The organism is Dactylosporangium sp. NPDC000244, assembly GCF_040300725.1.
In the GTDB taxonomy this organism is placed as follows: Bacteria; Actinomycetota; Actinomycetes; order Mycobacteriales; family Micromonosporaceae; genus Dactylosporangium.
The window spans coordinates 35,775-50,247 of the sequence record NZ_JBEPEH010000012.1; the positions used below are offsets into that span (position 1 = coordinate 35,775).

At 71.8% G+C, this 14,473-nt stretch carries 10 protein-coding genes; 6 read left to right on the forward strand and 4 right to left on the reverse strand.

From position 1 onward, the window contains the following. The first annotated feature begins 7 nt into the window (after positions 1-7). Positions 8-946, forward strand: a complete 939-nt coding sequence (tatC, locus tag ABT369_RS18385; RefSeq protein WP_350613359.1) for a twin-arginine translocase subunit TatC — start codon at positions 8-10, stop codon at positions 944-946. Positions 947-1,805: 859 nt separating this feature from the next. After that, positions 1,806-2,699, forward strand: a complete 894-nt coding sequence (locus tag ABT369_RS18390) for a diacylglycerol kinase (protein WP_350613361.1) — start codon at positions 1,806-1,808, stop codon at positions 2,697-2,699. Between the two features lie 4 nt (positions 2,700-2,703). Here the strand turns inward: ABT369_RS18390 and ABT369_RS18395 are convergent, their stop codons facing one another. After that, the gene (locus ABT369_RS18395) at positions 2,704-3,078 is read right to left on the reverse strand and encodes an Hsp20 family protein (protein WP_350613363.1); all 375 of its coding nucleotides are present in this window, start codon (positions 3,076-3,078) and stop codon (positions 2,704-2,706) included. A 135-nt stretch (positions 3,079-3,213) separates the two neighbouring features. Next, positions 3,214-3,921, reverse strand: a complete 708-nt coding sequence (locus tag ABT369_RS18400; protein ID WP_350613364.1) for an HAD family hydrolase — start codon at positions 3,919-3,921, stop codon at positions 3,214-3,216. A gap of 54 nt (positions 3,922-3,975) precedes the next feature. Between ABT369_RS18400 and ABT369_RS18405 the strand changes: the two genes are divergently transcribed. From ABT369_RS18405 to ABT369_RS18415, 3 genes are all read left to right on the forward strand, one after another. Beyond that, positions 3,976-6,741 (forward strand): DEAD/DEAH box helicase, encoded by a 2,766-nt coding sequence (locus tag ABT369_RS18405; protein ID WP_350613366.1) that lies wholly within the window; start codon positions 3,976-3,978, stop codon positions 6,739-6,741. Between the two features lie 110 nt (positions 6,742-6,851). Further along, positions 6,852-7,781, forward strand: a complete 930-nt coding sequence (locus ABT369_RS18410; RefSeq protein WP_350613367.1) for an MHYT domain-containing protein — start codon at positions 6,852-6,854, stop codon at positions 7,779-7,781. A gap of 1,042 nt (positions 7,782-8,823) precedes the next feature. Beyond that, entirely contained in the window at positions 8,824-11,301 is a 2,478-nt protein-coding gene (locus ABT369_RS18415; RefSeq protein WP_350613369.1) for a glycogen/starch/alpha-glucan phosphorylase, read from the forward strand. Between the two features lie 4 nt (positions 11,302-11,305). On the opposite strand, the gene ABT369_RS18420 is transcribed toward ABT369_RS18415, so the two are convergent. Then, positions 11,306-12,214, reverse strand: a complete 909-nt coding sequence (locus tag ABT369_RS18420; protein ID WP_350613371.1) for a 5'-3' exonuclease — start codon at positions 12,212-12,214, stop codon at positions 11,306-11,308. A gap of 10 nt (positions 12,215-12,224) precedes the next feature. Further along, entirely contained in the window at positions 12,225-13,172 is a 948-nt protein-coding gene (locus ABT369_RS18425; RefSeq protein ID WP_350613373.1) for an anti-sigma factor RsbA family regulatory protein, read from the reverse strand. Positions 13,173-13,330: 158 nt separating this feature from the next. On the opposite strand from ABT369_RS18425, the gene ABT369_RS18430 reads away from it, so the two are divergent. After that, positions 13,331-14,434 carry a M24 family metallopeptidase gene (locus ABT369_RS18430; protein WP_502891781.1) on the forward strand — a complete coding sequence of 368 codons (1,104 nt, stop codon included), beginning with the start codon at positions 13,331-13,333 and terminating at the stop codon, positions 14,432-14,434. Positions 14,435-14,473: the final 39 nt, after the last annotated feature.

The following is a 14,473-nucleotide window of genomic DNA, read 5'->3' on the forward strand; positions in this document are numbered from 1 at the left end:
TGGCTCCATGACGTTGTTGGAGCATCTGCGGGAGCTCCGGACCCGGCTCTTCCGAGCCTCGATCGCGATCGTGCTCGGCATGATCGTCGGCTACCTGCTCTCGGGGCACGTCCTGGCGATCCTCCAAGAACCGTACTGCCAGCTCGCCGAGAAGCTCGAACTGCAGCACAACAACGGGGTCCTGCCGGCCGACTGGCGCTGCGGGTTCGTGGCCCTGAAGGTCACCGACCCGCTGTTGCTGAAGCTGAAGATCTCGCTGTGGGTCGGCCTGATCCTGTCGGCGCCGTTCTGGATGTACCAGCTCTGGGCCTTCATCGCACCCGGCCTGCACCGCAATGAGCGCCGCTGGGCCTACGTGTTCGCCGGCCTGGCCGCCCCGCTGTTCGCCGGCGGCGCGGTGCTGGCGTTCATCGTGGTGTCGAAGGGCCTCGAGTTCCTCGTGGGCTTCGTCAATCCAGAGACTCAGATCATGCTGGAGGCGATGTCGTACGTCGACTTCGTGACCGGCATGATGGCCGTCTTCGGTGTCGCCTTCGAGTTCCCGCTCGGCATCATGCTGGCCAACGTCGCCGGGATTGCGACGGGCAAGCGCCTGCTGGGCTGGTGGCGCATCGCGGTCTTCATCTTCTTCGTCTTCGCCGCGGTCGCCACGCCGACGGCCGACCCGTTCGGCATGACGTTCCTGGCCCTGTGCATGTCGCTGCTGTACTTCGGCGCGGTGATCTTCGCCCTGGTCAACGACAAGCGGCGCAACCGCAACCGCCCGTCGTACGCGGGCATCGGCGACGACGAGGTCTCCTCGCTGGACGACTACGAGGTCGAACCGGTCGAGGCGGCGAGCCCGATCGACGGCTTCGACCAGATCGACGCCCCGACCCCGGTGGCGGCGCCGACGGCGGTCGACAAGCCCAAGCCGCTGGACAGCCGCTTCGACGATTACACGTAAACAACGCTCGTTCACGGCGCCCCGGTCTTTCGAGACCGGGGCGCCGTTTTTGCGCGAAAAGTCGGGCGCTCCGCGCCGCGACTTTTCGGACTTATGCCCCGCCGGGTGATAAATCCGGAATCGGCGGATCGGGCGGCGGCGCGCCCGGGCGCGGGGAAGGGCGGGGCTGGCGGTGCGAGGGCCGAGGCGGCGGAAGTTCGAGGTGCGAGGCGGATCGGCCCCGAGTCAGCGGCGCGGCCGAGCAGCGGGTCGATGCGGCCGGCGCGGTGTCCGGGCGGGGGAGCGCGAGGTCTCGCGGTGCAGAGGTGAGGCGGCGGAAGTCGAGGCGCGAAGGCGGAGGAGCCACGAGCCCGCGGGTGGGACCCGGTCGGCGAGGTCGAGGCGGGCGGCGGCGCGACGGTGATGCGGCCGGCGGGATGAAACAGCGATGCGGCGGCGTGAGTGGCATCAAGAAGCGATGCGGCGAGGTCGGCGGCCGAAAGCGCGGTGGTGGGGCGCGGAGGGCCTCAAGGAGCGGTGTAGCGCGGCGGCGCGGCGCGGGCGGCATGCCGGAGCGGTGCGGCGAGGTCGAAGCGAGCGCATCAAAGAAGCGGCGCGGGCGGCATGGCGAGACGGCGCGGCGAGGCCGAAGCGAGCGCATCAAAGAAGCGGCGCGGGCGGCATGCCTGAGTGGTGCGGCGAGGTCGAAGCGAGCGCATCAAAGAAACGGCGGCGGCATGGCGAGACGGCGCGGCGCGGCGGAAGTGCGGCGGCGCGGGCGGCATGGGGAAGTGGTGCGGCGCGGTCGAGGCGGAACCGCGGCGAGAAGCGGCGCGGCGGTTGGTCGCGGTGGAGTCGTTGAACGTTTACAGTCTCGCCCGTGAACATCGCGCTGCTCGCCAACCCCACCGCCGGCAAGGGTCGCCGGGCGGCGTTGCTGCCCGCGGTGCTGGAGAGGCTGAGCGCGTACGGGGCGAGCGTCGAGATCCTCGGCGGGAGCACGGCCGCGGACGCGAAGGAGCAGGCGCGCCGAGCGGTTGCCGAGGGGCGGTGTGACGCGCTCGTGGCCATGGGTGGTGACGGGACCGTCCACCTCGGGCTGCAGGCCGTGGCCGGGACCGGGACGCCGTTCGGGATCGTCCCGGCGGGCACCGGCAACGACTTCGCGGTGCGGCTGGGGCTGCCGGCCGACCCGATCGAGGCCGCCGGGAACGTGGCCGACGCGCTGCGGAGCGGGCGGACGCGCGCGATCGACCTGGTGTGGCTGGAAGGGGGCGACGGAACCCGGGCCTGGTTCGGGGCGGTGCTCGCGGCCGGGTTCGACGCGTTCGTCAACGAGCGCGCCAATCGCATGCGGTGGCCGAAGGGGCCGCAGCGGTACAACCGGGCGATCGTCGAGGAGCTGCTGGCGCTGCGGCCCAGGCGGTACACGATGAGCCTCGACGGCGCGGAAACCGTCTTCGACTCCGTGCTGGTCGCGGTCGGCAACACCGAGAGTTACGGCGGGGGCTTCCGGATCGTGCCCGGGGCCGACCCCACCGACGGGCTGCTCGACGTCGTCGTCGCCGAGCCGCTCGGGCGGCTCACGCTCATGCGGCTGCGGCCCAAGGTGCTCAAGGGCACGCACGTGCGCGACCGCCGGGTCAGCACGCACCGGGCCAAGGAGATCAGGCTCGACGGGGCGGGGATCACCGCATACGCCGACGGGGAGCGGATCTGTCCACTCCCCGTGACCATGTCGTGTGTACCAGGAGCGCTCACCCTCCTGGCCTGAGCACTCAGGCGGCGTTGCGGATGCGCACCTTGACGCCGTTGGCCGAGGGCTCGGTGGACACGTCCGACTGCTCGACGTCCTCCGGCACCGAGAAGCTCCGGGAGAACGAGGACGAGCTGGACGAGGACGACGAGAAGTGCGCGCCGCCGGCGTCGTGGCTCTCCGAGGTACTGCTGCCGCCCGCGCCCTTGATCGTCAGGCGCCCGCCGGAGACCTGGACGTCGACGTTGGACGGGTCGATGCCCTCGACGGTGATGACGAGATCGTCGCCGTCGGTCGCGGTGCGCACCGACGCGGCGTGGGCGTGATGCGCGGCGTTGCCCATGTCCTGCTCGAGGCGGGCGAGGGCGTTCGTGGGGTCCCAGCGGTTCAACGGCATGATGTACCTCCGCAGCAAGAATTCGTGTCGTTGCCTGCACTGTCGTCGCCGAACACCATCGCGACAAGCACAGAGGCGGTGTTGCGACACTGTTTCCCGGCGCGGCCGGAATTCAATCCCGTCCCGAACCGGCCCTTACAGCAGCCGCAGGATTCCTCCCAGTCCGTGTACCTTGCCCGGTTCACTCTCCGGGAGTACGAGCACGGAGCAGCCGGCCGCCGCGGCGCCCGCGTCCGCCGGGGTGTCGCCGACCATGAGCGCCCGCTCGGGGTCGACGCGCAGGGCGGCGCACGCGTTCCAGAAGATGGCCGGGTCCGGCTTGACCCGCCCGACCTCGTAGGAGAGCACGAACGCGTCCACCAGGTCGGCGAAGCCCAGCTCGGCGGCGAGCGCGCGCAGGTCGAAGCCGATGTTGCTGACCACCGCGACGGGCACCCCGGCCGCGCGCAGGGCCCGCAGCGTCGGCACGGTGTCGGCGTAGAGCTCCCAGCCGTCGGCGAGCAGCAGCCGGTCGTACAACGGCGTGGCCAGCTCCTCGTCGACGGTCGCGGCCAGGCCCGTGTAGCAGGCCCGATGCGCGTGCGCGGAGAGGTCGCGATCCGCCCACACCTCGGCGAGGTGCGCCGGCACCCGCTGCGGCTTGGGGCCGCCGGCCCGCCCGGCGGTGGTGAGCCGGTCGGCGAGAACAGTCGCCTTGCCGCGGTCGAGGGTGTTGCCGAGGCTCTCGGCGGCCCGGGTCACCCACCGCACCGGGTCCTCGACCTGCGCAAGTGTCCCGTGGAAGTCCAGCAGCACCGCCTCGATCGGCCGTCGGGAAGGGAGTGACTCGTCGCTTTCCGGCACGCCAGCACGATACCTAGGAGCGGATCCGGGCTTGCTTCGCCTAGCCTTGGGAGCGTGAGCGGTACTGAGGACATTGGGACGAGCCCCGCAGACCGCTATGAGGCCGCGCGGCAGCGTGCCGCGAGCGCCTCGCGGCAGCCGGCGCTCACCGAGTTCGCCGAGGAGCTGGCGTTCGCCCTCGACCCCTTCCAGGCCGAGGCGTGCGCGGCGCTGGAGCGCGGCACGGGCGTGCTCGTGTGCGCCCCCACCGGCGCCGGCAAGACGGTCGTCGGCGAGTTCGCCGTGCACCTGGCCCTGCGGCAGGGGCGCAAGTGCTTCTACACGACGCCCATCAAGGCGCTGTCGAACCAGAAGTACAACGACCTCGTCGAGCGCTACGGCGCCGAGCGGGTCGGCCTGCTCACCGGCGACAACGCGATCAACGGCGACGCGCCCGTGGTGGTCATGACCACCGAGGTGCTGCGCAACATGCTCTACGCCGGCTCCGCGACCCTGCAGGGCCTCTCCTTCGTGGTCATGGACGAGGTGCACTACCTCGCCGACCGGTTCCGCGGCGCGGTGTGGGAGGAGGTGATCATCCACCTGCCCGAGTCCGTCACGCTCGTCTCGCTGTCCGCGACCGTCTCCAACGCCGAGGAGTTCGCCGACTGGCTCGTGACCGTGCGCGGCGAGACGACCGTGGTCGTCAGCGAGCACCGGCCGGTGCCGCTCTGGCAGCACATGCTCGTGGGCAAGCGGATGTTCGACCTGTTCCACGACGCCGAGGCGGCGCAGAAGCACGACGTGCATCCGGAGCTGCTGCGGTACCACCGCGAAATGCTCCGCCGCGTCGAACTGGCCGGCGGCGACCTGCGCCGCGGCAAGCGCGGCCGCTGGACCGGCCCCTATCGCCAGGAGATCGTCGAGCGGCTCGACCGCGAGGGTCTGCTGCCCGCGATCCTGTTCATCTTCAGCCGGGCCGGCTGCGACGCCGCCGTGCAGCAGTGCCTCGGCGCCGGGCTGCGCCTGACCGGGCCGGACGAGCGCGTCGAGATCCGCACCATCGTCGAGGAGCGCACCAAGCACATCCCGAGCGAGGATCTGCAGGTCCTGGGGTACTGGGACTGGCTCGACGGCCTCGAGCGCGGGCTCGCCGCCCACCACGCCGGGATGCTGCCGGCGTTCAAGGAGGTCGTCGAGGAGCTGTTCGTCCGCGGGCTGGTCAAGGCCGTCTTCGCCACCGAGACCCTGGCGCTGGGCATCAACATGCCGGCCCGGTGCGTGGTGCTCGAGCGGCTGGTCAAGTTCAACGGCGAGGCCCACGTCGACCTGACCCCGGGGGAGTACACGCAGCTCACCGGCCGGGCCGGGCGCCGGGGCATCGACGTGGAGGGCCACGCCGTCGTGGTGTGGGCCCCGGAGATCGATCCCCGCCACGTGGCCGGGCTCGCCTCCACGCGCACGTACCCGCTGAAGTCGAGCTTCCGTCCGTCGTACAACATGGCCGTCAACCTCGTCGGCAGCGTCGGTTTCGCGGAGGCGCGCGAGCTGCTGGAGAGCTCCTTCGCGCAGTTCCAGGCCGACCGCTCGGTCGTCGGCCTGGCCCGCCAGGTGCAGCGCAACGCCGAGACCATGGCGACCTACGCCGGGGAGATGGCCTGCCACCTCGGGGACTTCGAGCAGTACTTCTCGATCCGCGTGGCCATCGCCGACCGGGAGAAGACGATCGCGCGCCAGGGCGTGCAGCAGCGCCGGGCGGCCGCGCTGGAGTCGCTGGAGCGGCTGCGTTCCGGCGACGTGATCCGGGTGCCCGCCGGGCGCCGCTCGGGCCTGGCGATCGTCATCGACCCGGGCACCGGCGGCTTCGGCGAGCCGCGCCCGCTCGTGCTCACCGAGGACCGCTGGGCCGGGCGCATCTCCGGCGCCGACTTCACCCAGCCCGTCGAGCCGCTCGGCCGGGTGCGGGTGCCGCGGCAGTTCAACTACCGCTCCGCCCAGGACCGCCGCGACCTCGCCTCCCAGCTGCGCCGGGTCGAGTTCGCCCCGCCGGAGCGCGGCCGGCCGACCCGGTCCCGCAACGCCGCCGCAGCCGACGACCACGAGCTGGAGTCGCTGCGCGCGTCGATGCGCCGCCACCCCTGCCACCGCTGCCCCGACCGCGAGGAGCACGCGCGCTGGGCCGAGCGTCGCCACCGCCTCGAGCGCGACACCGAGGGCCTGCGCGGCAAGGTCGCCAGCCGCACCGGCTCGCTGGCGCGCACCTTCGACCGGGTCTGCGGGCTGCTCACCGACCGCGGCTACCTCTCCGAGGCCGGCGTGGTCACCGACGCCGGGCGCATGCTGGCCCGCATCTGGTCGGAGACCGACCTGCTCGTCGCCGAGTGCCTGCGCCGCGGGGTGTGGGACAAGCTCGGCCCGGCCGAGCTGGCCGCCGCGGTCAGCGTGCTCGTCTACGAGGCCCGCCGGGAAGCGGAAGACCGGGCATCGGTACCGCGGGGCGAGGTCACCGACGCCATCGACGCGACCCTGAAGCTCTGGGCCGACCTGCGCGACGACGAGGACTCGCGGGGCCTGCAGCTGACCCGTGAGCTGGATCTCGGGTTCGCGTGGCCGATGTACCGCTGGGCCCGTGGCGAATCGCTCACCAAGGTGCTCGGCAGCGTGCACGGGCTGGAGGGCGATATGCCAGCTGGCGACTTCGTGCGCTGGTCGCGGCAGGTGCTGGACCTGCTCGGGCAGCTCACCGACGCCTCCGGGGCGCCCGAGACGATCCGGCGTACGGCGCGGCAGGCGATGACGGCCGTTACTCGTGGCGTACTCGCGTATAGCGTAATGGGATAGTTTTTGCGTTTTCGCACGTGAGGGGGATTCGCAAAAATCCCTCGGATCCGCAATGATGCTCTCGCCGGTTCGCGGTGCATATCTGCACGCGTGCTTTGACGGAGGACATCGTGGGCCAATTGCACCATTTCACCTACGGCGCCATCACGCCGATCTTCGCCTTCGCCATGTCATTCCTGGGCTCCCTGCTGGGCCTGGTGAGCACCGCCCGGGCCCGGATCGCCACCGACGCCCGCCGCCGCGCCTGGCTGCTGGTGCTCGCCGCGTGGTCGATCGGCGGCACCGGCATCTGGGTCATGCACTTCATGGCGATGGTCGGCTTCAGCGTGCAGGACAGCCCGTTGCGCTTCGACGTGCCGATCACGGTCGCGAGCTTCTTCATCGCGGTCATCACCGTCGGCATCGGCCTGTTCATCGTCGGGCTGGGCAAGCCGAAGCTGTGGAAGGTCCTCGTCGGCGGCCCGATCACCGGCGTCTCGGTCGCGTTCATGCACTACACGGGCATGAAGGCGATGAACGTCAACGGCAACTTCGAGTACAAGACCAGCCTGTTCATCGCCTCCTACGCGATCGCGATCGTCGCCGCGACCGTGGCCCTGTGGTTCACGATCGTCGTGCGCGGCATGATCGCAACCGTCGCCGCGGCGGCCGTGATGGGCGTGGCGGTCTGCAGCATGCACTACACCGGCATGTACGCCATGCAGGTCCACCTCACGCACACCACCGACACCGTGCCGGGCGTGGACGTCAACTGGTTCCTGGCCCCGATCGTCCTCTTTGTCCTGGTCGTGGTCATCGCGCTGGCCAGCGCCGTGATGGCCGTGCCGTCGGAGCGCGAGCAGGCCGAGGCGGCCGCAGTGCGCGACAAGATCGCCGCCGGCCGCGCAATGCGCGAGGACGCCGGCCCGATCTTCGGCGGCGGCCCCATCGGCGGCGGCGCGAGCGCGGCTCCGGCGCAGGGCGGCAAGGCTCCAGGGCAGGGCTTCGCGGCCCGGGCGGCCAACGGCATCGCGGACGCCCGTCGCCAGCGCGGCCGCTGAGCGTCGCATTTCCGGGTGATCCATTTCGCATTGCCCGTCGTCTCTGGGTAAACCGGGGCTGTCCGATTTATCGGACACGGCGGTACGGATGAGGCGCGGTTCTTCGCGCCCATTTCCGTGAAGGTCGGCAGGGCGCCCGGCCCTACTTGTGCGGAGCGCGACGGTTGGCCGACGGCGTGCTGTATTGCCCGCCGCGCCGCGCCGCGCCTCGGCCTGGTCGGCGGCGGCCGGGCGATATCGGCCCGCACCGTCGGCGTCGGCCGCGTGCTGGCCCCGCGCCGGCGGCACGGGCGGCGGCGCTGGTGAGCACCTTGGTGTCGTCCGCGGCGCTTGCGCCAGTCTTGGTCGCGGCGCACCGACAGCTGTCAGCAGACGTCCGGCTTGTATTCCAGCGCGTGCCCGCGTTGGCCGCGTTGGCACCGGCGGCGTCGGCCGTCCCGTGTTGGCCGCGTTGGCACCGGCGGCGTCGGCCCGTCCCGCGTTGGCCGACGGTCGTCTCCTGGCGCTGATTCACGACATATCGCCTGGCAGGCGAAAAATCCGAGATGTCGGATCGCGGAGCGTCCGACATCTCGCCCGACACGCGTCGGCCCGCGCCAGCCATGCCGGCGCCGGCCCGCGCCGCCCGCGCGCCCGGTGCGGTTCTGGTGGCCCTCGCCCCGACGTTGTGCGACCGCGCCGGCGGCCGGGCCGCGTCGGGGTGGTTGGCGGCGATGTGGCCGACGGCCGTTCGCCGGACACGCGCTGGCCGGGCCCGCGCCGCCCGCACGCCTGGTGCCGCTCTGGCGGCCCTCGCCCCGACCAGCCCTCGCCCCGGCGCTGCGCGACCGCGCCGGCGGCCGGGTCGCTTCGGGGTGGTCGGCGGCCGACGGCCGTCTCCGGGCGTTAGATGCCGACATATCGCCTGTCGGGCGAAAAGTCCGAGATGTCGGATCGCGGAGCGTCCGACATCTCGCCCGACGATGGCGACCGTGCGGGGGCAGCTCGTCGGCGGGACCGTGAACTCCCGCGAGCCGCGCGACCGAAAGCGGATAATAGGGCAGTGACCGATGCCCGGCCCCGCCCCAGAATGCGCTCCGTCGGCAGCACGCTCGATGAGTTCGAGCAGGATCTCATCAGCAACCTGTACTACCAGCGCGGCACCACCCTCGAGTCGGCCAGCGGCTCCGACGGGTATCACACGCTCGCGCTCACGGTGCGGGACCGGCTGATCGAGCGGTACGCGAAGACCGCCGCCGCGCACTACGACGCCAACCCGCGGTTCGTGTACTACCTTTCCGCCGAATACCTGCTCGGCCGGCAGCTGCGGCAGAACCTGCTCTACACCGACACCGAGCGGTACGTGCGCGAGATCGCGAGCAAGCTCGGCACGAGCCTCGAGGACCTCGAGGGCTTCGACGTGGAGCCGGGGCTGGGCAACGGCGGCCTGGGTCGGCTCGCCGCGTGCCTGCTCGACTCGATGGCGACCCTGGACATCCCGGCGGTCGGCTACGGCATCCGGTACGAGTTCGGCATCTTCAAGCAGGCCTTCCGCGACGGCGCCCAGGTCGAGCGGCCCGACGACTGGACGTTCTACGGCAACCCGTGGGAGTTCTCCGCGCCCGACGACCGGCAGCGGGTCGGGTTCTACGGCACCACCGCGCCCGCGCTGGACGACCCGAGCGGGCTGCGGCGGCAGTGGACGCCCGGCGAGACCGTGCGCGGCGAGCCCAGCCACATGCTGGTGCCCGGCTTCGGCACGCAGACCGTCAACATCGTGCGGCTGTGGCAGGCGCGGGCCAGCCGCGAGTCCTTCGACCTGTCGCGGTTCGGCGCCGGGCAGTACAAGGAGGCCGTCGAGGACATCACGCGCGCCGAGAACATCTCCAAGGTGCTCTACCCCGACGACAGCACGGAGCAGGGCCGCGAGCTGCGCCTGAAGCAGCAGTACTTCCTCGTCGCGTGCTCCCTGCGCGACATCATCCGCCGGTACCGCCTGCGCAACTCCGGCTGGGACGCGTTCCCCGCCAAGGTCGTCATCCAGCTCAACGACACCCACCCGGTCATGGCCGTCACCGAGCTCATGCGCCTGCTCGTCGACGAGCAGAAGCTGGACTGGGACCTGGCGTGGTCCATCACCCGGCGCACCTTCAACTACACCTGCCACACGCTGCTGCCCGAGGCCCTGGAGACCTGGCCGGTGGCCGTGCTGGAGCGGCTGCTGCCCCGGCACATGGAGATCATCTACGCGATCAACTACTTCTTCCTGCAGGAGGTCGAGGCGACGTACCCGGGCGACCGCGACCGCATGCGCCGGCTCTCGATCATCCAGGAGGAGCCGGAGAAGCGGGTGCGGATGGCGCACCTGGCGGTCGTCGCCTCCACCGCGGTCAACGGCGTCGCCGAGCTGCACACGAAGCTGCTCGCCGAGACGACGCTGCGTGACTTCGCCGAGCTGTGGCCGCAGAAGTTCCACAACGTCACCAACGGCGTCACCCCACGCCGGTTCGTGCGCCTGGCCAACCCGCGGCTGTCGGAGCTGGTGACCGAGCGGCTCGGCGACGAGCGGTGGATCACCGATCTCGACCGGCTCGAGGGCCTGGTGCCGGCCGCCGACGACCCGGCGTTCCTGGAGCAATGGCGGGCCGTGAAGCGCGCGAACAAGGTCGGCCTCGCGGCGCTGGTGGAGAAGTCGACCGGGGTGGTCCTCGACCCGGACTCGCTGTGCGATGTGATGATCAAACGCTTCCACGAGTACAAACGCCAGCATCTGAAGCTGCTGCACGTCATCACGCTGTTCAACCGGCTGCGGGACGACCCGGGCCTGGACGTCGTGCCGCGCACTGTGCTCTTCGGCGGGAAGGCCGCCCCGGGGTACCACTCCATGAAGCTGCTGATCAGGCTCGTCAACGCGGTCGCGGAGGCGGTCAACACCGACCCGGTGGTGTCGCGCCACCTCAAGGTCGTGCTCCAGCCGGACTACAACGTGACCAAGGCGCAGGTCATCATCCCGGCCGCCGACCTGTCCGAGCAGATCTCGCTGGCCGGCAAGGAGGCGTCGGGCACGGGCAACATGAAGCTCGCGCTCAACGGCGCCGTCACCATCGGCACCCTCGACGGCGCGAACATCGAGATCCGGGACCGGGTCGGGGCCGAGAACTTCTTCCTCTTCGGCCTCGACGCCGCCCACGCGGCCGAGCTGCGCCGGGACTACAACCCGCGGGCGTACTACGAGACCGACCCGGACCTGCGTGCGGCCATCGACCTGATCGCGAGCGGCGCCTTCGCCAAGGGCGACCGGTCCCTCTTCGCGCCGGTCGTCGACGCGATGCTCGGCCGCGACGAGTACCTGGCCATGGCCGACTACCGCGGCTACCTCGACTGCCAGGAGCAGGTCGAGCGGGCTTGGCGGGACCAGGACGGCTGGGCCCGCATGTCGGTGCTCAACGCGGCCCGGTGCGGCTTCTTCTCCTCCGACCGGACCGTGCGCGACTACTGCGACCGGATCTGGCGCGTGGAGCCGGTGCGCGTCTCAGGCTGACAGGTCAGGCTGAGAGGGCGTCGACGATCCGCTTGGTGGCACCGGCCAGGCCCCACCGCTCGGCCAGGGCGATGAGCCCGTCGGGGTCGGCCGGCGCCGAGGGCAGCCTGGTCTCCAGCGAGGGCAGCGGCACCGCGCGCGAGACCGCCACGACGTCCTTCGCGCTCGCGAGGTACTCCCGCCCGGCCTCGATCTTCGCCCGCAGCCCCGGCGCGAAGCCCGAGCCCGGGTCGTCCAGCGCCGCGAGGATGCCGTCGAGGCTGCCGTAGCGGTCCACGAGCCGGGCCGCGGTCTTCTCTCCGACGCCGGTGACCCCGGGCAGCCCGTCGCTCGGATCGCCGCGCAGGGCCGCGAGGTCCGCGTAGCCGGCCGCCGGCACCCCGTACTTGCCGTGCACCCCGGCGTCGTCGAGCACCTCGAGCTTGGCGACGCCGCGCCCGCAGTACAGCACCCGCACCGGCTTGTCGTCGTCGATGATCTGGAACAGGTCCCGGTCGCCGGTGGCCACCTCGACCGGGCCGGGCTCGCGGAAGGCGAGCGTGCCGATGACGTCGTCGGCCTCGAAGTCCGGCGCGCCCACGGCGGTGATGCCGAGCGCGGTCAGGAACTCGAGGATGATCGGCACCTGGGCCGACAGCGCGTCCGGCACCTCCTCGCCGCCGGCCGGGGTGAGCCGGTGCGCCTTGTACGAGGGCAGCAGCGCGACCCGCCAGGCCGGGCGCCAGCTCTCGTCGAGGCAGCACACCATCCGGTCGGGCCGGCGGCCCTTGATGAGCGTGGAGAGCATGTCGAGGAATCCGCGCACGGCGTTGACCGGGGTGCCGTCCGGGGCCTTCGCGGCGGCCTCGGGCACGCCGAAGAACGCGCGGAAGTAGAGACTGGCCGAGTCGATCAGCAGCAGAGGGCGGTCCACCCTGGGGAGGCTAGCGCAGAACGTGGACGCGGGTGGTGGTCCCGGTCGTGCTGGTGTGTCGCTGCACGAGATCGGCCAGGAAGTGCACCATCACCAGCCCGCGGCCGCGGCCGTGCGGCGGGCGCAGGCGGCCGATCAGCGGGTTGGTGAGGTGGCCGAAGTCGCGCACCTCGCAGATCACGCGGCGGTCGTCGTACCAGGTGCGCAGCGTGCCGGAGCCGCCGCCGTGCTGGATGCTGTTGGTGGCGAGCTCGTTGACGGCGCTCTGCAGGTCCACGATCCGATCCGGCACCAGCTCGGCGTCCAGCCCCACCTCGGCCACCCGGCGGCGCACCTCGACCAGGCTCTCGAGCTCGAAGCGCAGCGTGGTCGCGCCGGCCGGGGGTTCGGAGAGCGGCACGTTGCCGGCGTCGACGGCGCCGTAGGGGTCGTAGGTGCCCGACGGGTAGCGGCCGTTGTCGTCGACCATGACCGGGTGCGTGCGCTGGGCGTCGTCGATGCGCTTCTGGTCGAGGCGGGCGAGGTCGTACGGGCACAGCAGCGTCACGTCGCGGCCGGACAGGGCCACGTTGACCATCGCCTCGTGCTGCAGGCAGCCGGGATACTCCTCGGCGCTGCGCTCGGGCCACACCGTCTGCGCGACGATGCGCACCCGGCGGCCCGGGTGCTGGTCCATGAACCGGCACAGCACCCAGGGGATGATCCGGCCCGGGTTGCGCCCGGCCTCGGTCATGTCGAGGAACTCGACGCCCTCGGCGAACGCGCCCAGCCGCTCGCGCAGCAGCTTGACGTTGGTGGGCGTGGCGGCGACGATGGTCGGCTCGTCGAGGGAGAACCCCTCGTAGATGACCTTCATGGTGCCGTCGAGGAAGCCCACGACGCCCTCGTACAGCAACGCCTCGTGGACGAACGGGTCGGCGACCCGTTCGGTGGGCGTCAGCGCGCTTGGGCGGCTCATGGAGATGCGCGGCTCGTCTCTGGAGGTCGGGCCCTTACTCAAGCTTCGCGCTCAGACTACGCCACCTTCCGAGATCAATCACCCTGTCCGCCGGGATCGCCCCGCGGCCCGGAGTCCCACGGGTCACACAAAAACCAAACGAACGTTAAGCTGTGCGTGTGGAGCTGTATTCCCCCGACCGGCTGGCCGCCGCCCAGCGCGCCTCGGCCGAGGCCGGGCTCGACGCCCTGCTCATCGGCCCGAGCGCGGACCTTCGCTACCTGACCGGCTACGACGCGCACGCCCTGGAGCGCCTCACGCTACTCGTCCTGCCCGCCGACGGCGACGCGGTGCTCATCGTCCCGCGCCTCGAGCGCCCGGCGGCCGAGGCGTCCCCGGCCGAGTCCGTCGGCGTGCGGCTCGTGGATCACGAGGACGGCAGCGACCCGTACCACATCGTGCGCGACCTCCTCGGTGACCGCGCCAAGGCCGTCGGGCTCGGCAACCGCATGTGGGCCGAGCAGGTCCTCGCCCTGCGCGACGCGCTGCCCGACGCGACCCAGGCCCTCGCCGGCGCCGTCCTGCGCGGCCTGCGCCTGCGCAAGACCCCGGCCGAGGTCGAGGCGCTGCGCCGGGCCGGCCGCGCGATCGACGCGGTGCACGGGCGGATGGGGGAGTGGCTGCGGCCCGGGCGCACCGAGGCCGAGGTCGCCGCCGACATCGCGGCCGCCATCCGCGAGGCCGGGCACGCCACGGTCGAGTTCACCATCGTCGCCGCCGGGCCCAACGGGGCCAGCCCGCACCACGGCGTCTCCGACCGGGTGATCCGCGCGGGCGAGCCGGTCGTCGTGGACATCGGCGGGGCGATGCCGGACGGATACTGCTCCGACTCCACCCGCGTCTACTGCGTCGGCGAGCCGCCCGCGGACTTCGCCGCCTACTACGCAGTGCTGCACGAGGCCCAGCGCGCCGCGGTCGCGGCCGTGCGCCCCGGCGTCACCGCCGAGTCCGTGGACGCCGCCGCCCGCCGGCACATCGCCGCGGCCGGCTTCGGCGACGCGTTCCTGCACCGCACCGGCCACGGCATCGGCCTCGACGGGCACGAGGACCCCTACATCGTGGCCGGCAACGAGACCCCGCTCGAGCCCGGCATGGCGTTCTCGATCGAGCCGGGCATCTACCTGGCCGGCCGCCACGGCGCGCGGATCGAGGACATCGTCGTGTGCACCGAGGACGGCGTCGAGCGCCTCAACACCATCGGGACGGAGCTGGTGATCCTGTGAGCGGTACGGAGCGAAGCGGAGTGGCCGCTCACCAGAGGC

Bases quoted from the DNA above. Each gene is read 5' to 3' on its own strand.
- ABT369_RS18395 (WP_350613363.1), bottom strand. From the start codon at position 3,078: ATGCCGTTGAACCGCTGGGACCCCACGAACGCCCTCGCCCGCCTCGAG.
- ABT369_RS18425 (WP_350613373.1), bottom strand. From the start codon at position 13,172: ATGAGCCGCCCAAGCGCGCTGACGCCCACCGAACGGGTCGCCGACCCG.
- tatC (WP_350613359.1), top strand. From the start codon at position 8: ATGACGTTGTTGGAGCATCTGCGGGAGCTCCGGACCCGGCTCTTCCGA.